Source organism: Enterobacter sp. 342 (assembly GCF_036663495.1).
GTDB lineage: Bacteria > Pseudomonadota > Gammaproteobacteria > Enterobacterales > Enterobacteriaceae > Enterobacter.
This window is the reverse complement of sequence record NZ_JAWUEI010000010.1, coordinates 139,082-161,267: the sequence shown is the minus strand read 5'-3', so window position 1 is coordinate 161,267 and position 22,186 is coordinate 139,082. Positions and strand designations below refer to the sequence as shown.

Below are 22,186 nucleotides of genomic sequence, written 5' to 3'. Positions count from 1 at the left end.
CGACCTTATTTACCCTCAGGAGAATGCGAGGAAAGGAGAAACACAAAGCAGCAACCCGGTGATGACAATGATCACCAGCGATACGCCTTTATATTTATGCAGTGCCGGGACTTTGTAGACCAGCCATGCAGGGATTAGGCAGCCCACCATGCCGAAGATGGGGCTACAAATGGAAGTGAAGCTCAGCACCGGCGCGTTTAATACAATTGCGCTCCAGGCCAGCAGGATGGCGAACAGCATAATGCCGCGCTGAACGTTGTTTTCATTGATTTTTTCTGCTGGCATTTTGCGACGCAGGATGTTCATCACGATACCCTGCGTAGCCTCGCGAAAGCCGAGATAGACACCGAAGAATGCGGTCATTACGGCAAAGATATTCAGGATCACGCTGACAATCTTGACCCAGCCCGCACCATCACCACTGATAAACTGCGCCGCGATCGCCAGGGCAGAAATATTCTGTTCGTAGGCTTTTACCGCCTCATCGTGGCCCATTGCCAGCGTGAAGGAGACAGCATAGAAAAAGACCGTCACAAACAGCACGCCAAAAGCAATATTCATTGCCCGCAATGCTTTGTGCCGCGCCACCTCAACCGATTTTTCCCGTGAACGATAGGAGATGACCATCGGGCTTAAGGTTTGAATAAAGAGAATGGACGTTAAGGTAAAGGGCAGCGTAATAATGGCGTTTTTAATCAGCAGGCCCATTGGTGGCAGCATGCCGACATTGGCTAAATGCCAAAGACCAATCATTGACAGACCCAGCGCGGCAACCACGAATAATTTGGTCAGCACCATCAGGCTGGATACTTTAAACAGTAACTGTTCACCGCGCGATGAAATGGCGACCAGAATGCAGATCAGGAATAAACCATAAAAAGGGTTTTCCGAGAGCAGAGTGTCTGTGACACCAAAGGTATGTAAATACGAGGCGCTGTCGTTGGTGATGGCCGTGGAATAGACAAACATCCAGATCACCAGCATCACGAAATAGAGCGCACCTAATAAGATGCCCCAGTTTTTACCTAAATAACCGCTAATGACGCTCGGGTAATCTTTGCATTCCGGGGATTCGGCCAGCGTATTAATAAACAGACGCTGGAACAAATACATGGCCGGATAACCAATAATCGAGGAAAGTAAAAAGACCCACAGCCCCATTAATCCTACCTGTACCGGCAGAAAAACAATCCCCGCACCGATAGCCATCCCGATACTCATGATGACCCAGCCTGTATCGGTGCTGTCGAATTTAATCGCCTCTCGCCATTCGCTTTCACGCATCCCCGCTCGTCTAGCCGCCGGGGAATCATTCACAATCACACTGCTGTTTGTTGCCGTATCCATTGGGCACTCGCTTATTTTGTAGGGTAATCAATTGTTTTTATAGGGTTCCGATCGCCAGCGATTGCGATTCAGACAGCTGCAGGTGTGTGTTATTGGTGTGGAAAGATCATATCTGGAGAGAGGGAGAAAAAAGTCACAAGTTTTGTGAGGATTTACTGGGTCGAAAGGAAAATTTACTCCTCAATTAAGAGAAAGGTCATTAATTTTCTAAAAGTGATGGCGATCAAGAAATAAAAAACCCGCGCCAGGCGCGGGTACGAAATCACTCGGCCAGTGCGTTAGCCATATCCGTTCTAATCTGTTTACGCTGTTCCGGTGTCAGAACCTGGCTGACATCGAAGTAATATTTCACGCGGTAGTAACGGGTCTGCTCTTCAATTTTGCTGAATGCGGTAAGCTGGCTTTTCACTGTGCTTTCGTCCCATTTACCCGCCTGGAACATGTCGATCAGCGCACCGTCCTTCACGCCCGTCATCGGGATCTTACTGACATTTTGTTCCAACTGCTTATGCAGATCTTCAATCTTCTTAACCTGCTCATTGCTGAGCTTCAGATGCTGTACCAGCGGATCCTGCGCTGGAGACGGGGCAGCCTCTACGTTAGCGGCCTGTGCCGTAAAACTGCATACCGCCAGCGATACTGCAACCAAAGCAATACGGGTCATTTTCATCATCTTACTGTCCTTACATTCTGTTATAGGGAAAAGCAGGCGTATTGTTTTTCAAGAGCGGATGAATATGTGTGAATAATTATATAAACAATTTTGTATGTTTAGCGGGCAAAAAAATGCCCCCTGCAAAGGGGGCATGAGAACTCGCTTTTGTCAGATCGATTGAGTAAACGTTCGCGAAATCACATCCTGCTGCTGCTCGCGTGTCAGCGCATTAAAACGCACCGCATAGCCTGAAACTCGGATCGTCAGGTTCGGATAGTTCTCCGGATGCGCAATGGCATCCAGGAGCATTTCCCGGTTCATGACGTTGACGTTCAGATGCTGCCCGCCTTCGATAGCCGCTTCGTGGTGGAAGTAGCCGTCCAGTAACCCCACCAGGTTGGTTTTGCGAACCAGTTCGTCCTTACCCAGCGCCTGCGGCACAATCGAGAAGGTATAGGAGATGCCGTCTTTCGCATAGGTGAACGGTAGCTTGGCAACCGACGTCAGCGAGGCTACCGCCCCTTTTCTGTCGCGGCCGTGCATCGGGTTCGCGCCAGGCGCAAACGGTGTGCCGCCGCGGCGTCCGTCCGGCGTGTTCCCGGTCTTCTGGCCGTACACCACGTTAGAGGTGATGGTGAGGATCGACTGGGTCGGTACCGCATTTCGGTAGGTTGGCAGCGCCTGGATTTTCTTCATAAAACGCTCAACCAGATCGCAGGCAATACTGTCCACGCGGTCATCATTGTTGCCGTACTGCGGGTAGTCGCCTTCAATCACGAAATCAACCGCCAGACCGGTATGGTCGCGAACCGGTTTCACCGTGGCATATTTAATGGCCGACAGGGAATCCGCCGCCACCGACAGGCCAGCAATGCCGCAGGCCATGGTGCGGTATACGTCCCGGTCGTGCAGCGCCATCAGCGAAGCCTCGTAGCTGTACTTATCATGCATATAGTGAATGAGATTCAGCGCGCTGATGTACTGCACCGCCAGCCAGTCCATAAAGTGATCGAGGCTCGCCATCACGGTATCGTAATCCAGCACTTCATCCAGCAGCGGCTCGGTTTTCGGTCCCACCTGGATCTTCAGCTTTTCATCCACCCCACCGTTAATTGCGTACAGCAGCGTTTTCGCCAGGTTGGCGCGGGCGCCAAAGAACTGCATCTGCTTGCCGATCACCATCGGGCTAACGCAGCAGGCTATTGCGTAGTCGTCACTGTTGAAGTCAGCCCGCATCAGATCGTCGTTCTCATACTGCAGCGACGAGGTAACGATCGACACCTGCGCGGCGTATTTCTTGAACGCTATCGGCAGTTTTTCCGACCAGAGGATCGTCAGGTTCGGCTCCGGCGCTGGCCCCATGGTGTGCAGGGTGTGTAAATAGCGGAAGCTGTTTTTGGTCACCAGCGTGCGCCCATCCAGCCCCATCCCGCCGATCACTTCCGTCGCCCAGATCGGATCGCCGGAGAAGAGCGTGTCGAACTCCGGCGTACGCAAGAAACGCACCATTCGGATCTTCATGATGAAGTGGTCGATCAACTCCTGCGCCTGGACTTCATTCAAGCGTCCTGCCTGCATGTCACGTTCAATATAGATATCGAGGAACGAGGCCGTGCGCCCCAGCGACATCGCCCCGCCATTTTGAGATTTCACCGCCGCCAGATAGGCAAAGTAGACCCATTGCACCGCTTCCTGGGCGTTTATCGCCGGACGTGAAATATCAAAGCCATAGTTCGCCGCCATCTGCTGGATCTGCAGCAGCGCACGCTTATGCTCCGCCAGCTCTTCACGCAAGCGGATCGTCGCCTCCAGATCTTCACCGCGCTCCAGCCTGCCCTGCAGATCCTTAAACTGGAGTTCACGCTCGCGCACCAGATAAGCGATCCCGTATAGCGCCACGCGACGATAGTCACCGATGATGCGTCCGCGCCCGTAGCCGTCCGGCAAACCGGTCAACACGCCGGATTTACGGCAGCGCATCATCTCCGGCGAATAGACGTCAAACACCCCCTGGTTATGGGTTTTACGCAGGTCGGTAAACAGGTATTCAAACTGCGGATCCATTTCGCGGCCATAGGCTTCGAACGAACTGCGGATCATGTTGATCCCGCCATACGGATGCAGGGCGCGTTTGAGCGGTTTGTCAGTCTGCAGGCCGACAATGGTCTCCAGATCCTGGTCGATATAACCAGGCCCATGAGCAGTAATTGTGGTGGCGATGTTAGTATCAAAATCCACCGGGGCATGGGTGGCATTCTCCTGGCGAATGCCGACCATTACCTTCTGCCAGAGCGCCGTCGTTGCAGGCGTCGCCTGCGCGAGGAAAGCTTCATCGCCTTCATAAGGGGTGTAGTTATGCTGAATAAAATCGCGCACGTTGACGGTGTTTTTCCATTCTTCACCGCGAAACCCGGCCCATGCGTCGCTGTATGGCGCGACGCCTGTATCAATTGTTACTTTCATTTGATTCTCGCTTTATCAGGCGTAAGCCGCAGCCGGAGTCACCTTCCCAAGACGGAGGGCATCCAGCGCGATCATTTTTTCTTCATTGGTAGGGATCACCGCGCAGACCACGCGGGACGAATCGGTGCTAATGACGCGCTCACCCGCGCTGCCCGGCGCGGCGTTTTTAGTCTCGTCGAGGGTGATACCAAAGACCTTGAGATGGTCAGCCACCAGCGCACGGATGAGCCTTGAGTTCTCACCAATACCGCCGGTGAACACCACGCCATCAAGACGATGCAGCGACGCCGCGTGACCCGCGATATGCCGCGCGATGCGGTGCACAAAAGTGTGTATTGCCAGTTGCGCCCGTTCATTGCCCTCGTGCCAGGCTTTTTCGAGCGCCCGCAGATCTGAGGAAATCCCGGAGATCCCCAGCAGACCGGACTCTTTGTTTACCACCCGCTCCAGATCCTCGAATGACTGACCTGTCTGCTGGGCAATCCACGCCATTGCGCCAAAATCCACATCGCCACAGCGCGTGCCCATCACCAGCCCTTCCAGCGGCGTCATCCCCATGGACGTGTCGACACTTTCACCGTTGCGCACCGCACAGATGGATGCCCCGTTGCCGAGATGGGCAATCACCAGGCCGCTGTCATCGGGGGACAGCCCGATAAGCGTATGTGCCTGCCCGGCCACATAGCGATGAGAAGTGCCATGGAAGCCGTAGCGACGCACGCCCAGCGCTTCAAAATAGCGGTAAGGCAAACCATACAGATAGGCCTGCGGCGGCAGCGTCTGATGGAAGCTGGTATCGAACACTGCCACCTGCTGTATGCCCGGGAACAGGCGTTCAGCGGCTTCTACACCGCTGAGATTGGCGTAGTTATGTAGTGGTGCCAGGGGAGAAACCTGACGGATCTGTTCAATCACCTTATCCGTAATCAGGGTCGACTCGCTGAAGAGGTCGCCGCCATGAGCAATACGATGGCCAATCAAGGCCACGCTGCTCATCAGGTTACGCTTCTCCAGTTCCAGGGCGATGGCAGCCAACGCCCCTTCGTAGTCATGGTGAGCCAGTGTGGCTGGCTCACCCCCATTCACGGAAATAAAGGCTTTTTCAGTGTTGATGCCATCTGCAATCCCCGTCATCAGGGCATCACAGTTACTGGCATCGAGCACCGAAAACTTAACAGAGGACGAACCGCAGTTAATAACCAGTACAACCGGAAACTCAATCATGGTGTTACTCCGCTCTTCCTGAGCAATGATTTAGAACAGTTTGTAAACGATATTCAGAATGGTCAGCAGACCCACAACGGTAACGAAGATGTTCTCGGGTCTGCCCTTAAATTTCGCCATAGCCGGTGCTTTGCGGATGGCATACATCGGTAACAGGCACAGCAGAGAGGCGATGATTGGCGCACCCATGGCTTCGATAAGGTCGAGAATGTTCGGGTTGGCGTAAGCGACAACCCAGGTGGAGCCCATGATGAACACCATGCTGATGGTGTTCAGCTTGCCTACGGAGACTTTCTTCTTATCGCCCTTGTAACCGAACTTGAGGATCAGACCGTTCAGCCCTTCCAGCGTGCCCAGATAGTGACCGAAGAAAGATTTGAAGATAGCGACCAGCGCAATGATGGAAGCACCGTATTCCAGCACTGTGGCAAACGTCGATTTGGTTCCTGACATGGAGGCAAAGTGGTTCGCCAGGTATGAAAGCACCGGAATGTTCTGCGCTTTGGCATCCGCCATGTTCTGCGGAGAGAGCGTAAACAGGCAGCTAAAAGCGAAGAACATCACCACGGCGACCATCAGCATGCTGGCGCGACCGATAATTTTGGAGCATTTCTGCTCGGTAAACTCTTTACCGAACTCCGGTTCGTACTCTTCGCGTTTGGAGACTACGAATGAGGAGACAATCGGCGAGAAGTTAAAGGAGAAGACCATGATGGAGATCCCCAACCACACCGTGACCAGAATGCCGTCATGACCGGTGAAAGCGATGTCGCTCAGGTTGACCTGGTCGATGACTGCTGAGTTCCAGTAAGGGATCAGCGACAGGGAAATCAGCACCAGACTGGCGATAAACGGAAACACTAGGAAGCTCATTACCTTCACCATCAGGTCTTTACCGAACCAGATAACAAAGGCCATCAACAGCAGCAGGAACAGCGCCACCACGCCGCGGTTAAGCGCAGGTAGCTGGAGCTGGTTTTCCCAGAAAGTCATAAAGGTGTTAGTAATGGTGACACCGTAAATCCACAGCAGCGGGCAAATGGCGAAGAAGTAGAGGAAAGTGATGACCACCCCGCCGGTCTTACCGAAATGCTCTTCCACCGTTTCGGTGATGTTGCCGGAGACGTTGCTGCCGGACAGACAGAGACGCGCCAGCGCGCGGTGGCAGTAAAACGCAATCGGGAACGCAAGAACCAACATCAGCAGGATGGGGATCAACCCACCAAAGCCTGCGCGGATAGGGAAGAACAGCACGCCTGCGCCAATAGCGGTACCAAACAGGCCCAGGGTCCAGGTGGTATCAGACTTACGCCAGGAGGACGTTTTTGTCTGACCAACGATAATGCTTTCTGTGTTGCTCATAGGTCACCTTTATGCGTCAACGAAGCCGGTAATTTGGGAAACACGAGAGAGGTCGATATTACCGCCGGAAATAATGCAGACGGTTTTACGACCCTGAATATAGTGGTCAAGTTTGCCGCTTAATAACGCGGCACAGGCCAGCGCGCCAGCGCCTTCTGTCACCACTTTATTTCGCTGAATAAGGGCTATCATGCTGTTACGAATATCGTCTTCACTGACCAGCACAATGTCATCGACTAATTCACGAACAATTTCGAAGGTTAATTTACCCGGACGCGAAACGTCGCAACCGTCGGCTAATGTGCCGGTAACACGATGGTTGGTTATTTCTCCGGCCTGCCAGGAGGCCGCCATTCCGTGAACGTTTTCAGACTGTACACCGATAATATTAATCGTCGGGTTGATTGATTTAATCGCTGTGGCAATCCCGGCAATTAATCCGCCGCCACCGATAGGGACAATCACATTATCCACGTCGTACAAATCTTCGAGGATTTCCAGGCCGATGGTGCCCTGGCCGGCAATCACTTTCGGATCGTCGTAAGGTGGAATAAAAATACGCCCTTCCATCTCAACGATTTCGCTGACTTTAGCGATGGTGTCGTTGAAATTATCACCGTGCAACACCACTTCCGCCGAGTAGTCACGCGTCGCGGCCACTTTGGATTTCGGCGCGCCCATTGGCATCACAACTTTGCCGTCGATACCGAGCATAGCACAGGAAAGGGACACCCCCTGCGCATGGTTTCCCGCGGAGCAGGCAACAACTCCTTTGCGTCTTTCAGCGTCAGTCAAAGAGCTTAATTTGTTAAACGCACCACGGATCTTAAACGAACCGGTACGCTGCATGTTCTCAAACTTCAGGAATATTTCGCCCTTACAACGTTCACTGAGATAATTCGAACGGGGCATGCCGGTTTTATATATTTTACCTGCCAGCCGTTTTCTGGCGTCCTGAATATCTTCAATGGTTACCGGGAGATCGTAGGTAATGTGCATAATATCCTCGTTATAATAATTCATTCTTTTCGGGCAAAGTCAGGGTATCAGAGCATGAATAAAACAAACTCTGGGTGCTTTAAAACAGGTTTAATGCTTATCTGGGTTTTATTAAATCATCGTCGTCTTTCACTGGTGAGTGATGCATATTGTTTTGCCAGCTCAACTAATACTGACGCTGATTTTTTAATTCTGTAATTTTTTGACCACACGGCGGCATAACGCGCCACGGGTAATTCATCTTCCACTGGCAGGACAATAAACTGATCGGAGCCGAACGGTGCAATCATGTCGCGGGGAATGACCGTCAAATAATCGGCATTCAGCACAAGGTTATAAATGGTGACAACGGAATCGGTCTGGACGATGTTTTCAATGCTGATGTGATTGTCTTGCAGGGTGGTCAGGAGTTCTTTGTAGTAGCCCATATCGGTTTGCGGCATCACCCACTGCTCATGTGTGAGTGATGCCAGTGTTGTCGAACCGGTGCACGTTCGTGTTTTACTGGCGACGAGCACAAACTCGGACTCAAACAGTGGTTCAACGTGCAGATCCTGCAGAAGCATCTCATCGCTCAGCGTCCCGATGGCGAAATCCAGCCGACCGTCGCGAATGGCCGGGAGGAAGGATGACAACTGCGCTTCATACATGGAGACACGTGCTTTCGGGAACACTTCCTTGAATTTTTTGATCATTTCGGACAGGAAGGTAAAGCCGATCAGAGACGGATAGCCAAAGGAGACATCCATAACGGTGCTGAAACTCAAACTGTTGATCTCGCTCACCATGTTTTTCATCTCACGCGTGATCGACTCTGAGTATGAGAGCAGAACCTGGCCTGCGGCAGTCAGTTTTACGCCGGTGTTTTTACGCACCATCACTTCAACACCGAAGTAGGATTCGATATCGCTGATGATTTTGCTGACCGCTGGTTGTGTCAGACCCAGTTGTCTTGCTGCAGAACCTATGGAGCCACTTTTAATGACTTCCTGAAATACCACGAGGTGCTGTGTTTTCGGTAGAATAATAGTGTTCATAATATTCTGCGCTTATTTCCCTATGACGGGGTGGATTCTACTCAATATTGTTTAAAGGGGTATGTGCTGTTACTCACAATTTGCTTTTCAGGACCGCTAACCACCCGTGCAAGACACCATTAAACAACTTATTTATCAATCATTTAGACGATACAAAATACGTCAATACGCTGATATTGATCAACAAAAATAGCGGTAATAAATTTATTTTATGGCGATAACCCTGATAAATTTCTTTGGTCTAAAAAAATCAATAAAGGCTATCTTTCAGGCAATTAAAGGGCAATTAATAACCATTATTTGGTTATAACATTCTTTCAATTTATCAAATTTTTCAGGGCTGAATTTTCAGGTTACTGAAAAAGAGTGGAATGCATCACATATTCACGGGGCAAATGTATTTGATTTCAAAATACGCATATCAAATCAGAAAACATTAGAGATCATAATGACAATATTCATAACAAACCCATAACACTGAGAATTCAGCATTTCTTAGCGTGAAATTTTGTGATTGCGATCCTCTACCGAGCCCAACTTGAGTTATTGAGCAATAAAATAGTGAAATGTGCTTAGTGTCGCAATTTTGAGAATTGATGTCATTTGTAAACATGAGCAGGGTGGTACAGAAAGCAAAAACCCCGCCGAAGCGGGGTTTTAAAAGAAGTTGAAGCTGACCGATAAGCCGGGTTCTGTCGTGGACAGTCATTCATCTAGGCCAGCAATCGCTCACTGGCTCAAGCAGCCTACCCGGGTTCAGTACGGGCCGTACCATGTGAACCCCTATTTGGCCTTGCTCCGGGTGGAGTTTACCGTGCCACGGACTGTTACCAGCCGCGCGGTGCGCTCTTACCGCACCCTTTCACCCTTACCTGATCCCGCTTGCGCGGGCCATCGGCGGTTTGCTCTCTGTTGCACTGGTCGTGGGTTTCCCCCCCAGGCGTTACCTGGCACCCTGCCCTATGGAGCCCGGACTTTCCTCCCCTCCGCCCGTCTCCCCCGAAGGGGACGACGACGAAGCGGCGACTGTCTGGTCAGCTTCGGCGCGCAGTATAGAGGGTTTGCGCGCCGCTGTCACCCTCAGGTGTGGGCAAGACGTGATTAACGCACGACTTCCACCTTCGCCAGTTTTTCGTAGTAGCACGCAATGGCACTGTGGTCGGCCGTCCCCATGCCATCGGCACGCAGGGCCTGCATCATTTCCATCACGGCGGCGGTCAGCGGCAGTTGCGCCCCCACGCCGTGAGAAGTATCCAGTGCGTTTGCCAGATCTTTAATATGCAGGTCGATGCGGAAACCAGGTTTGAAGTTACGATCCATCACCATCGGTGCTTTAGCATCCAGCACGGTACTTCCCGCCAGACCGCCACGGATTGCCTGGTAGACCAGGTCCGGGTTGACGCCCGCTTTGGTTGCCAGCGTCAGCGCTTCGGACATCGCAGCAATATTCAGCGCCACAATTACCTGGTTCGCCAACTTGGTCACGTTACCCGCCCCGATGTCACCGGTGTGCACCACAGAGCCAGCCATCGCTTTCATCAGATCGTAGTATTTGTCGAAGATCGCTTTTTCGCCGCCGACCATCACCGACAGCGTGCCGTCGATCGCTTTCGGTTCACCACCGCTGACCGGCGCATCCAGCATATCGACGCCTTTCGCTTTCAACGCTTCGCTGATTTCACGGCTTGCGAGGGGAGCAATAGAGCTCATATCAATCAGTACCAGACCTGGCTTCGCACCGTCGATAATGCCATTCTCACCCAGAGCGACCTCTTTTACATGCGGAGAGTTTGGCAGCATGGTGATGATGACGTCACACTGCTCAGCAATGGCTCTGGCTGTGGTGGCCGTTTCGGCACCCGCAGCAATAACCTCAGCCACAGCTTGCGGATTATGGTCTGAAACCACCAGTGAGTAACCCGCTTTGATGAGGTTCTTACTCATTGGTTTACCCATGATCCCCAGGCCAATAAAACCGACTTTCAGCGTCATAATCTGTTTCCTCAATGATGGTTATTTTTTAAAAGCGTCCGCTAATTTCTGCGTGGCTGAGCGGAATACGCCGAGGTCACTGCCGACAGCCACAAAGGTGGCTCCCCATTCCAGATAACGACGAGCGTCAGCTTCAACCGGTGCCAGAATACCGCACGGTTTGCCATGGACTTTGGCGCGGGCAAAGATGTGTTGAATGGCATGCTGTACGTCCGGGTGACCCGCATTACCCAGGTGTCCCAACGCCGCAGCCAGGTCACTCGGGCCAACAAAGATGCCGTCGACGCCGTGTGTAGCAGCAATGGCGTCAACGTTATCAACCCCCTGCTGACTCTCAATCTGTACCAGGATGCTGATGTTGTTATTGGACTGCGCGAAGTAGTCCGGCACAGTGCCAAACATATTGGCGCGATGCGAAACAGATACACCACGGATCCCTTCCGGGGGATAGCGCGTTGCGGCCACGGCCCGCGCCGCCTCTTCTTTCGTTTCCACAAACGGGATCAGGAAGTTGTAGAAGCCGATATCCAGCAGACGTTTGATGATCACCGGTTCGTTGGTTGGCACACGCACCACCGGCGTGCTCTGGCTACCTTTGAGTGCCATCAACTGCGGAATAAACGTATTGATATCGTTCGGCGCATGCTCACCGTCCAGTACCAGCCAGTCGAAACCGGCCAGGCCCAGCACTTCGGTGCTGATGGGATTTGCCAGCGCGGACCAGCAACCAATCTGGATCTGATGCGCCGCGAGGGACGCTTTAAACTTATTTGGGAAAATATCGTTATTCATCGCGTTTACCTTTTTAATTCCGCAGCCTTATTCCGTATATTTATTGCCAGCGTTATATTTATTTTCTGACTTAATTTCGGCGTTATAAAATCGTCATTCAGTATAATCCGCACATCACCGCGACACATTGTTTTAATGCTCAAGTATTGTTGTCCGTTTTGATAATATTTTGAGCATTTGCACGAATCACTGCGCGCTGATGCACAGAATCAGGCATTACGGGTTCTGGGGCGATCGAGATCACATTCTCGTCCCTTATCTCCTGACATGCTTTATTTCTGCCATAAGAAAATTGGCTGCATTTATTATCAGACTCTTGCTGGAGAATACTGAACAATGGCCGATATTGAAATTCGACAAGCGTTGCCGACGGCGTTTTATATAAAAGTACACGACACCGATAATGTGGCGATTATTGTCAACGACAATGGCTTAAAAGCGGGGACCCGTTTCCCGAACGGGCTGGAGTTGATCGAGCATATTCCGCAGGGACATAAAGTCGCGCTTGTGGATATCCCCGCTCACGGTGAAATTGTGCGTTACGGAGAGGTGATTGGTTATGCCATTCGCGCCATTCCGCAGGGTAGCTGGGTTGAAGAGTCGCTGGTCGAGCTGCCAAAAGCACCGCCCCTGAACACACTCCCGCTGGCAACCCGTGTGCCTGAACCACTCCCTCCACTGGAAGGCTATACCTTCGACGGTTATCGCAATGCCGACGGTAGTGTCGGCACCAAAAACCTGCTCGGCATTACCACCAGCGTGCACTGTGTGGCAGGCGTGGTGGATTATGTGGTGAAAATTATTGAACGCGACCTGCTGCCGAAATACCCGAACGTGGATGGCGTAGTCGGCCTGAATCACCTTTATGGCTGCGGTGTGGCCATCAATGCACCGGCGGCTGTTGTGCCTGTCCGTACCATTCACAATATCGCCCTGAACCCTAACTTCGGCGGCGAGGTGATGGTCATTGGCCTCGGCTGTGAAAAGCTGCAGCCTGAACGCCTGCTGCAGGGGACCGAGGACGTGAAAGCTATCCCGGTCAGCGATGCCAGTATCGTGCGTTTGCAGGACGAGCACCACGTCGGTTTTAGATCGATGGTCGATGATATTCTTCAGGTGGCAGAACGCCATCTCGATAAGCTGAACAAACGCCAGCGTGAAACCTGCCCGGCCTCTGAGCTGGTGGTAGGAACACAGTGCGGCGGCAGCGATGCGTTTTCCGGCGTGACCGCCAACCCGGCGGTAGGCTACGCGTCCGATCTGTTTGTTCGCTGTGGTGCCACGGTGATGTTCTCCGAAGTGACTGAAGTGCGTGACGCTATCCATCTGCTTACCCCGCGCGCCATCAATGAAGAGGTGGGCAAACGTCTGCTTGAGGAGATGGCCTGGTACGATAATTATCTCGATATGGGCAAAACCGACCGTAGCGCCAACCCCTCTCCGGGCAACAAAAAAGGCGGTCTGGCGAACGTGGTGGAAAAAGCCCTCGGCTCGATTGCCAAATCCGGTCAGAGCGCCATTGTTGAAGTCCTTTCACCGGGCCAGCGTCCAACCCGACGCGGCCTGATTTACGCGGCAACTCCGGCCAGCGATTTTGTGTGCGGTACGCAGCAAGTCGCGTCTGGTATTACAGTGCAGGTCTTTACCACTGGACGCGGCACACCGTACGGCCTGATGGCGGTTCCGGTGATCAAGATGGCAACCCGCACCGAGCTGGCAAACCGCTGGTATGATTTAATGGATATCAACGCAGGTACTATCGCCACCGGGGAAGAAAGTATTGAGGATGTGGGCTGGAAGCTATTCCACTTCATTCTGGATGTGGCGAGCGGTCGCAAGAAAACCTTCTCTGACCAATGGGGATTACATAATCAGCTGGCGGTGTTTAACCCGGCACCGGTGACCTGATTAACGCCGACCCTCTCCCCGAGCGGGAGAGGGTCACAATTATTCCTTAACCAACACCACGTCTATCCCAATCTTGCGTAACCCTTCCAGACTTTCAGCCGGAATACCTTCGTCGACAATAATCATATCAATGCGTTGGGTATCAATGATTTTATGCAGGCTTGAGCGGTTAAACTTACTGGAGTCAGTCACGACAATAATCCGCTCCGCCACCTCACACATTTTGCGATTCAGACGGGCTTCATCTTCGTTATGCGTGCTTACACCGCGATCGAGATCGATGGCGTCGACACCCAGGAACAGCATATCAAAATGGTAATTCTGTAATGATTGCTCCGCCTGGTCGCCATAGAAAGATTGCGACTGACGGCGTAAATGCCCGCCAGTCATCAGCAATTCCACCCCTTCCGCTTCCAGCAACGCGTTCGCGACATTCATGCCGTTGGTCATAGCAATCACGTCCGTATGCTGGCGCAGCATACGGGCGATTTCAAACGTCGTGGTGCCAGAATCCAGAATGATACGGTGCCCTGGCTTCACCAGCTCAGCGGCCGCCTGCGCAATACTGCGCTTTACGGCCGTATTCAGCGAACTTTTATCTTCCACTGAAGGTTCAACGCCTTGTCCATGACCTTCACAAATCAGTGCACCACCGTAAGCGCGCACGGCAATGCCCTGCTTCTCAAGGAAGGCCAGGTCGTTGCGGATCGTTACCGTCGAAACACCATATAAATGAGAAAGATCGTTAACCTGCACGCTTCCCTGCGCCCGCAACCGCTGAATAATTTGCTCTCGCCTTTCACTGGTGCCGGTGATGCGCTTTTCTGCGGATGAATCGGTGCTGCTCATGCGAGCTCCTTAATCAATAAACTTTCGTTTCATTTCGTTTTGCTTATTAAGGCCTTTCTTTTACGGGAATGCAAGCCCTGTCTGACGACCAGTGGCAAGCTCACCCGGCGCTGAAACCTTTCATTATGTTTCTTTTGTGAAACAGATCGGAAAACTATTATCTTTCGTTTTATTTTTATACCACCATGATGCAGGATTAAATGAAACAAAACGAAAGATGACTACCATCACCATCCGAAATGGAGAGGAAAGTGAAACATCTGACAGAAATGGTGGAACAACATAAACGGGGGAATTCAAACGGGATTTATGCCGTCTGTTCCGCACATCCACTGGTACTTGAAGCGGCAATTCGTTACGCCCACTCGCATCAGACGCCACTATTAATTGAGGCCACCTCCAACCAGGTGGATCAGTTTGGTGGCTATACCGGCATGACGCCCGCTGATTTTCACGGGTTTGTTTGTCAGCTGGCGGAATCCCTTGATTTCCCTATGTCACAATTGATCCTCGGTGGGGACCATCTGGGCCCAAACCGCTGGCAAAATCTACCTGCGGAACAGGCGATGGAAAATGCCGACGATCTGATCAAAAGCTATGTTGCTGCCGGGTTCAAAAAGATCCACCTCGACTGCAGTATGTCTTGTGAAGACGATCCGGTGCCTTTAACCGACGCAATCGTCGCAGAGCGTGCGGCACGTCTGGCGAAAATTGCCGAAGAGACCTGTCGTGAACAGTTTGGTGTGTCTGACCTGGTCTACGTTATCGGCACTGAAGTGCCCGTTCCCGGTGGGGCACATGAAACACTGAATGAACTCGACGTTACCACACCGGAAGCGGCACGCGCCACGCTTGAAGCACACCGTCACGCTTTCGAGAAGGAAGGTTTAAACGCTATCTGGCCGCGTATCATTGGCCTGGTGGTTCAGCCTGGTGTCGAATTTGACCACGCCCATGTGTGCGACTACCAACCACACAAGGCCGTCGCGCTGAGCAAAATGGTGGAAGCGTACGACACGCTGGTGTTTGAAGCGCACTCCACCGATTACCAGACACCGCAAGCGCTTCGCCAGCTGGTAAAAGATCACTTCGCGATCCTGAAAGTCGGCCCAGCTTTGACCTTCGCTCTGCGAGAAGCGCTGTTTTCACTGGCCGCCATTGAAGAAGAACTGCTGCCTGCAAAAGCCAGTTCTGGCCTGCGTCACGTACTGGAAAACGTGATGCTCGATCGCCCGGAATACTGGCAAAGCCATTACCACGGTGACGGCAATGCACGACGCCTGGCGCGCGGCTATAGCTACTCTGACCGCGTCCGCTATTACTGGCCAGACAGCCAGATTGACGATGCCTTTGAGCGACTGGTACGCAACCTGGCTGACGACCCTCTCCCGCTGCCACTGATTAGCCAGTACCTGCCGTTGCAGTACAGCAAAGTTCGCGAGGGTGCTCTCAAGTCAACACCACGGGAACTCATCATCGACCACATTCAGGACATACTTCAGCAGTACCACGCCGCCTGCGAAGGCGTAACGACTCAACACGCATAATTAAAAAGAGGAAAACGCTATGCCAAACATTGTCTTATGCCGCATTGATGAACGGTTGATCCACGGTCAGGTGGGTGTGCAGTGGGTAGGGTTTGCGGGGGCGAACCTCGTGCTGGTGGCAAATGACGAGGTTGCAGAAGATCCGGTTCAACAAAACCTGATGGAAATGGTGCTCGCGGAAGGGATCGCCGTGCGCTTCTGGTCACTGCAAAAAGTGATCGACAACATTCACCGCGCTGCCGACCGCCAGAAAATTCTGCTGGTCTGTAAATCACCCGCTGATTTTCTGACGCTGGTGGAGGGTGGCGTACCTGTCACCCGTATCAATGTAGGCAACATGCACTATGCCAATGGCAAACAACAAATTGCCAAAACGGTCTCTGTCGACGCAAACGATATCACTGCGTTCAACGGTCTGAAATCTGCCGGAGTGGAATGCTTCGTTCAGGGCGTTCCAACAGAAACTGCTTTGGATCTCTTTAAACTGCTTTGAGGGATTCACAATGGAAATCAGTCTGTTGCAGGCACTGGCGTTGGGCGTTCTCGCCTTTATAGCCGGTCTGGATATGTTTAACGGCTTAACACACATGCACCGCCCGGTGGTACTCGGGCCGTTGGTTGGCCTGATTCTGGGCGATCTACACACCGGTATTTTGACCGGCGGTACGTTAGAACTGGTCTGGATGGGACTGGCACCGCTGGCAGGCGCACAGCCACCAAACGTGATTATCGGCACGATTGTAGGCACAGCGTTTGCTATCAGTACGGGCGTGAAGCCGGAAGTTGCCGTTGGCGTCGCCGTCCCGTTTGCCGTTGCAGTACAGATGGGGATCACGTTCCTCTTCTCCGTAATGTCTGGCGTGATGTCTCGCTGCGATCGCATGGCGGCCAATGCGGATACTAACGGTATTGAACGGGTCAACTATCTGGCACTGCTGGCCCTAGGTATCTTCTACTTCCTGTGTGCTTTCCTGCCGATTTACTTCGGTGCAGAACACGCGAAAACCGCCATTGATGTTCTGCCGGCACGGTTGATTGATGGTCTTGGCGTCGCGGGCGGCATCATGCCAGCTATCGGTTTTGCCGTGCTGCTGAAGATCATGATGAAAAACGTCTACATCCCTTACTTCATTATCGGTTTTGTGGCCGCAGCCTGGCTCAAGCTTCCGGTACTGGCGATTGCCGCTGCCGCCCTGGCAATGGCACTTATCGACCTGATGCGTAAATCACCTGAACCGACAGCACCTGCGTCCCGGAAAGAGGAATTCGAAGATGGCATCTAATCAAACAACTTTGCCTGGCGTTTCTGAAAGCGAAGAGACCCTGCTCACTGGCGTGAATGAGAACGTCTACGAAGACCAAAGTATCGGTGCCGAGCTGACGAGAAAGGACATTAACCGCGTAGCCTGGCGTTCCATGCTGCTGCAGGCCTCGTTTAACTACGAACGTATGCAGGCCTCCGGCTGGCTGTATGGTTTACTGCCCGCGCTGAAAAAGATCCACACCAATAAGCGGGATCTGGCGCGTGCCATGAAAGGTCACATGGGCTTCTTCAACACCCACCCGTTCCTGGTGACCTTCGTTATCGGCATCATCCTGGCCATGGAGCGCTCCAAGCAGGATGTGAACAGCATCCAGAGCACCAAAATTGCCGTGGGCGCACCACTCGGCGGTATTGGTGACGCCATGTTCTGGCTCACTTTGCTGCCCATATGCGGTGGGATTGGCGCAAGCCTGGCGTTGCAGGGTTCCATTCTGGGCGCCGTGGTCTTTATCGTGCTGTTTAACGTGGTGCATCTTGGCCTGCGTTTTGGTCTGGCGCATTACGCTTACCGGATGGGCGTTGCAGCGATCCCGCTGATTAAGGCCAATACCAAAAAGGTTGGTCACGCGGCCTCTATCGTCGGGATGACGGTGATTGGCGCGCTGGTGGCAACCTATGTTCGCCTTAATACCACGCTCGAAATCAAAGCTGGTGATGCAGTCGTCAAGCTGCAGGCCGACGTTATCGACAAGCTGATGCCTGCCTTCCTGCCACTGGTCTATACCCTGACTATGTTCTGGCTGGTACGCCGTGGCTGGAGCCCACTGCGTCTGATTGGTATCACTGTGGTGCTCGGTGTTGTCGGTAAATTCTGTCACTTCCTGTAAAAGCAAAGAGGTTACGATGTTAGGCATTATTTTGACGGGTCACGGTGGTTTTGCCAGTGGGCTTGAGCAGGCGATGAAACAGATCCTTGGCGAGCAACCGCAGTTTATCGCCATTGATTTTCCGGAGACCTCCACCACGGCGCGACTGACCACTCAGCTTGAGCAGGCGGTGAGCGAGCTGAATGCAGAGCACGATATTGTATTTCTTACCGATTTGCTGGGCGGTACGCCGTTTCGTGTCGCCTCAACGCTTGCTATGCAAAGGCCCGGCAGTGAAGTGATAACGGGCACTAACCTGCAACTGCTGTTGGAAATGGTGCTGGAGCGCGACGGTTTAAGCAGCGAAGCATTTCGATTGCAGGCGCTGGAGTGCGGACATCGTGGGCTGACAAGCCTGGTCGATGAGTTGGGGCGCTGCCGTGAGGAAGCGCCTGCAGAGGAAGGCATATGAGCCAGCTGTTACGCGCTCGCCGTGTACTCACCGAACGGGGCTGGCTTGAAGACCACCAGCTACGTATTGAAAGCGGGATCATCACGGCGATTGAGCCAATCCCCGTGGGCATTACGTCGCGCGATGCTGAGCTGCTTTGCCCGGCCTATATTGATACGCACGTTCACGGCGGTGCGGGTGTGGATGTCATGGATGATGCACCCGACGTGCTGGATACCCTGGCGATACATAAAGCACGTGAAGGCGTGGGCGCATTTCTGCCCACCACCGTCACCGCGCCGCTGGAGGTCATCCATGGCGCACTTATGCGTATCGCCCGGCGCACTCGCTCCGGCGGCCCCGGCGCGCAGGTTCTGGGTAGCTATCTTGAAGGCCCGTACTTTACGCCGCAAAACAAAGGGGCGCACCCGCCGGAGCTTTTTCGGGAGCTGGACATCGCTGAGCTGAACGCGCTGATTGAGGTTTCTCAAAACACACTACGCGTGGTGGCGCTTGCGCCGGAAAAACCTGGCGCATTACAGGCGATTCGCCACCTTAAACAGCACGGTTTACGCGTGATGCTGGGTCATAGCGCCGCCACTTACGATCAAACCCTTGCCGCTTTTGACGCAGGTGCTGATGGGTTGGTCCACTGCTACAACGGTATGACGGGGTTACATCACAGGGAACCCGGCATGGTTGGTGCTGGGCTTACAGACAAACGTGCATGGCTGGAGCTGATTGCCGATGGTCACCACGTCCACCCGGGAGCCATGCGTCTGTGCTGCTGCTGCGCGAAAGACCGCGTGGTGCTGATCACCGATGCAATGCAGGCTGCTGGTATGCCTGACGGGGGCTACACCCTGTGCGGTGAAGAGGTCTGCATGCAAAATGGTGTCGTGCGTACCGCCACTGGTGGCCTGGCAGGGAGTACGCTCTCGCTGGATGCCGCCGTTCGTAATATGGTGGAGCACGCTGGTATCACCGCTGAAGATGCTATCCATATGGCCTCGCTGCACCCGGCAAGACTGCTGGGTATTGATAACCAGCTCGGGTCGTTAGCACCAGGCAAACACGCCACGCTCATCGCGCTGGACGGTGGTTTACACTTCCAGCGGATCTGGATTCAGGGCCAGGCTCTCCCCCTTTAGCCCTTTCATTGTGTCCTCCTGTTGGCCTTACGGCGCGAGATCGTAAGGCCTTTCTTTTCCTTTCCTTCTTCATTGTCTTTCCTTTTGCGATCACACTTTTCGTTTTATTTCTTTTCTTTCGTTGAACTTTCGATTTCTTTTCTATAGATTTTATTTAACTGCTTCTGTGAACAAGTGAAACGAAACGAAAGATAGCGACATATTTGCCAGCGTCTGATGTGGAATTCACACGACTAAGGACTGAGTTATGCCACAAATCACTACCGCCACAACCGGCACCTGGACCGAAGAAGAGATCCGTCAGCAACCTGCCAGCTGGGTCCGCTCGCTCAGCAATATTGATAGCCTGCGTTCGTCGATTGACGGTTTTCTTACTCCCCTGCTACGCAAATCTGATCTGCGGATCGTCCTGACAGGTGCAGGCACTTCTGCCTTTATCGGCGACATTATTGCGCCATGGCTTGCCAGCCACACCGGGAAAAACTTCACCGCCGTACCAACAACTGATCTGGTGACGAACCCAATGGATTACTTCAGCCCTGCGCATCCATTGTTGCTGATTTCGTTTGCCCGCTCCGGCAACAGCCCGGAAAGCGTGGCGGCTGTAGAACTGGCCAATCAGTTTGTGCCGGAATGCTACCACCTGTCGATCACCTGCAACGAAGCAGGCAGTTTGTACCAGAATGCCGTCAACAGCGATAACGCCTTTGCCCTGCTGATGCCAGCCGAAACGCACGATCGCGGCTTCGCGATGACCAGCAGTATCACCACCATGATGGCAAGCTGTCTGGCGGTTTTCGCCCCGGAAACGATCAACAGCCAGACCTTCCACGACGTAGCCGATCGCTGCCAGGCGATCCTGACGTCGCTCGGCGATTTCAGTCAGGGTGTCTTTGGTCATGAGCCATGGAAGAGGATCGTCTACCTGGGAAGCGGTGGCCTGCAAGGTGTTGCGCGTGAGTCAGCACTGAAGGTGCTGGAGCTGACAGCCGGAAAACTGGCGGCATTCTACGACTCCCCTACTGGTTTCCGTCATGGGCCGAAGTCGCTGGTGGATCACGAAACACTGGTGGTGGTATTTGTCTCCAGCCATCCGTATACGCGTCAGTACGATCTCGATCTGCTGGCCGAACTGCGTCGCGATCGCCAGGCCCTGCGCGTGGTGGCTATCGCCGCTGAAATGGATCCGGTTATTGAGGCTGGTCCGCACATCCTGCTACCGCCTTCCCGTTCGTTTATCGATATGGAACAGGCGTTCTGCTTCCTGATGTATGCCCAGGTCTTTGCGCTTTCCCAGTCACTCAGCGTAGGCAACACACCCGATACGCCATCCGCCAGCGGCACGGTTAACCGTGTGGTTCAGGGCGTTGTTATTCATCCGTGGCAGGCTTAAGAGGATCTCATTATGAGCATTATCTCGACTAAATATCTTCTGCAGGACGCCCAGGCAAAAGGCTACGCCGTGCCGGCGTTCAATATCCATAACGCGGAGACGATCCAGGCGATCCTCGAAGTTTGCAGCGAAATGCGATCGCCGGTGATCCTTGCGGGCACCCCCGGGACGTTTAAACACATTGCGCTCGAAGAGATCTACGCCTTGTGCAGCGCTTATTCCGTCACTTATGACATGCCACTGGCGTTGCATCTCGATCACCACGAATCACTGGACGATATTCGTCGTAAAGTGAACGCCGGTGTGCGCAGCGCAATGATCGACGGCAGCCACTATCCATTTGAGCAGAACGTGAAGCTGGTGAAATCCGTGGTCGATTTTTGCCATCTCAACGACTGTAGCGTCGAGGCTGAGCTGGGGCGTCTGGGTGGCGTGGAAGATGACATGAACGTCGACGCCGAAAGCGCATTTCTCACCGATCCACAAGAAGCGAAGCGCTTTGTTGAGCTGACCGGCGTCGATAGCCTTGCTGTCGCCATCGGCACCGCCCACGGCCTCTATACCAAACGACCCAAAATCGACTTCCAGCGACTGGCCGAAATCCGCGAAGTGGTGACCGTACCGCTAGTGCTGCATGGCGCGAGCGATGTACCCGATGAGTTCGTTCGCCGCACCATTGAGCTGGGCGTGTGCAAAGTCAACGTGGCAACCGAGCTGAAAATCGCCTTTTCTGACGCCGTCAAAGCCTGGTTTGCCGACAACCCGCAAGGTAACGATCCACGCTTCTATATGCGGGTCGGCATGGATGCCATGAAAGAGGTGGTCAGAAGCAAAATTAACGTTTGTGGCTCGGCAAATCGCTTGCTGCTGCCGGCAGAAGCCTGAT

At 53.2% G+C, this 22,186-nt stretch carries 19 protein-coding genes and 1 other RNA gene; 9 read left to right on the top strand and 11 right to left on the bottom strand.

From position 1 onward, the window contains the following. Positions 1–15: 15 nt before the first annotated feature. The 10 genes from V6E55_RS10885 to garL form a co-directional block, all read right to left on the bottom strand. Entirely contained in the window at positions 16–1,347 is a 1,332-nt protein-coding gene (locus V6E55_RS10885) for an amino acid permease (RefSeq protein ID WP_129994910.1), read from the bottom strand. Between the two features lie 262 nt (positions 1,348–1,609). Continuing rightward, positions 1,610–2,020 (bottom strand): Spy/CpxP family protein refolding chaperone, encoded by a 411-nt coding sequence (locus V6E55_RS10880; RefSeq protein ID WP_114978812.1) that lies wholly within the window; start codon positions 2,018–2,020, stop codon positions 1,610–1,612. A 150-nt stretch (positions 2,021–2,170) separates the two neighbouring features. Then, on the bottom strand, positions 2,171–4,465 hold the full coding sequence (gene pflB, locus V6E55_RS10875) for a formate C-acetyltransferase (protein ID WP_316942790.1): 2,295 nt from the start codon (positions 4,463–4,465) through the stop codon (positions 2,171–2,173). A gap of 15 nt (positions 4,466–4,480) precedes the next feature. Further along, a complete protein-coding gene (tdcD, locus tag V6E55_RS10870; RefSeq protein ID WP_316942789.1) occupies positions 4,481–5,689 on the bottom strand; it encodes a propionate kinase in 1,209 nt (402 codons plus the stop codon). Between the two features lie 30 nt (positions 5,690–5,719). Beyond that, on the bottom strand, positions 5,720–7,051 hold the full coding sequence (gene tdcC / locus V6E55_RS10865) for a threonine/serine transporter TdcC (RefSeq protein WP_028017082.1): 1,332 nt from the start codon (positions 7,049–7,051) through the stop codon (positions 5,720–5,722). 9 nt (positions 7,052–7,060) lie between these two features. Further along, positions 7,061–8,050 (bottom strand): bifunctional threonine ammonia-lyase/L-serine ammonia-lyase TdcB, encoded by a 990-nt coding sequence (tdcB, locus tag V6E55_RS10860; protein ID WP_316942788.1) that lies wholly within the window; start codon positions 8,048–8,050, stop codon positions 7,061–7,063. 116 nt (positions 8,051–8,166) lie between these two features. Next, a complete protein-coding gene (gene tdcA, locus V6E55_RS10855) occupies positions 8,167–9,087 on the bottom strand; it encodes a transcriptional regulator TdcA (protein WP_028017080.1) in 921 nt (306 codons plus the stop codon). 665 nt (positions 9,088–9,752) lie between these two features. Further along, an RNA gene (gene rnpB, locus V6E55_RS10850) (RNase P RNA component class A) lies at positions 9,753–10,129 on the bottom strand. Positions 10,130–10,188: 59 nt separating this feature from the next. Then, entirely contained in the window at positions 10,189–11,079 is an 891-nt protein-coding gene (garR, locus tag V6E55_RS10845) for a 2-hydroxy-3-oxopropionate reductase (RefSeq protein WP_316942786.1), read from the bottom strand. A gap of 21 nt (positions 11,080–11,100) precedes the next feature. Then, positions 11,101–11,871, bottom strand: a complete 771-nt coding sequence (gene garL, locus V6E55_RS10840) for a 2-dehydro-3-deoxyglucarate aldolase (protein ID WP_316942785.1) — start codon at positions 11,869–11,871, stop codon at positions 11,101–11,103. A gap of 336 nt (positions 11,872–12,207) precedes the next feature. Here garL and garD point away from each other — a divergent pair, with 336 nt between their 5' ends. Then, positions 12,208–13,779 carry a galactarate dehydratase gene (garD, locus tag V6E55_RS10835; RefSeq protein ID WP_236919822.1) on the top strand — a complete coding sequence of 524 codons (1,572 nt, stop codon included), beginning with the start codon at positions 12,208–12,210 and terminating at the stop codon, positions 13,777–13,779. A 39-nt stretch (positions 13,780–13,818) separates the two neighbouring features. Here garD and V6E55_RS10830 read toward each other — a convergent pair whose 3' ends face one another. Beyond that, positions 13,819–14,628, bottom strand: coding sequence for a DeoR family transcriptional regulator (locus V6E55_RS10830; protein ID WP_316942784.1), 810 nt, complete (start codon positions 14,626–14,628; stop codon positions 13,819–13,821). 239 nt (positions 14,629–14,867) lie between these two features. Between V6E55_RS10830 and kbaZ the strand changes: the two genes are divergently transcribed. From kbaZ to kbaY, 8 genes are all read left to right on the top strand, one after another. Further along, positions 14,868–16,175 (top strand): tagatose-bisphosphate aldolase subunit KbaZ, encoded by a 1,308-nt coding sequence (gene kbaZ, locus V6E55_RS10825; protein WP_316942783.1) that lies wholly within the window; start codon positions 14,868–14,870, stop codon positions 16,173–16,175. A gap of 19 nt (positions 16,176–16,194) precedes the next feature. Next, positions 16,195–16,668: a PTS N-acetylgalactosamine transporter subunit IIB gene (gene agaV / locus V6E55_RS10820; RefSeq protein WP_028017073.1), complete on the top strand. Its 474-nt coding sequence runs from the start codon at positions 16,195–16,197 to the stop codon at positions 16,666–16,668. Between the two features lie 10 nt (positions 16,669–16,678). Then, complete coding sequence (agaW, locus tag V6E55_RS10815; RefSeq protein WP_028017072.1) at positions 16,679–17,458, top strand: PTS N-acetylgalactosamine transporter subunit IIC; 780 nt, start codon at positions 16,679–16,681, stop codon at positions 17,456–17,458. Continuing rightward, positions 17,448–18,326 (top strand): PTS N-acetylgalactosamine transporter subunit IID, encoded by an 879-nt coding sequence (gene agaE, locus V6E55_RS10810; RefSeq protein WP_028017071.1) that lies wholly within the window; start codon positions 17,448–17,450, stop codon positions 18,324–18,326. Before agaW ends, agaE begins: the two co-directional genes overlap by 11 nt. 16 nt (positions 18,327–18,342) lie before the next feature. Next, positions 18,343–18,777, top strand: a complete 435-nt coding sequence (agaF, locus tag V6E55_RS10805; RefSeq protein WP_028017070.1) for a PTS galactosamine/N-acetylgalactosamine transporter subunit IIA — start codon at positions 18,343–18,345, stop codon at positions 18,775–18,777. Then, positions 18,774–19,907 carry an N-acetylglucosamine-6-phosphate deacetylase gene (gene nagA / locus V6E55_RS10800; RefSeq protein ID WP_316942782.1) on the top strand — a complete coding sequence of 378 codons (1,134 nt, stop codon included), beginning with the start codon at positions 18,774–18,776 and terminating at the stop codon, positions 19,905–19,907. Before agaF ends, nagA begins: the two co-directional genes overlap by 4 nt. Positions 19,908–20,154: 247 nt before the next feature. Beyond that, entirely contained in the window at positions 20,155–21,300 is a 1,146-nt protein-coding gene (locus tag V6E55_RS10795; protein ID WP_236919825.1) for an SIS domain-containing protein, read from the top strand. A gap of 12 nt (positions 21,301–21,312) precedes the next feature. Then, positions 21,313–22,185 carry a tagatose-bisphosphate aldolase subunit KbaY gene (gene kbaY, locus V6E55_RS10790; RefSeq protein ID WP_316942781.1) on the top strand — a complete coding sequence of 291 codons (873 nt, stop codon included), beginning with the start codon at positions 21,313–21,315 and terminating at the stop codon, positions 22,183–22,185. The last annotated feature ends 1 nt before the right edge of the window (position 22,186 follow it).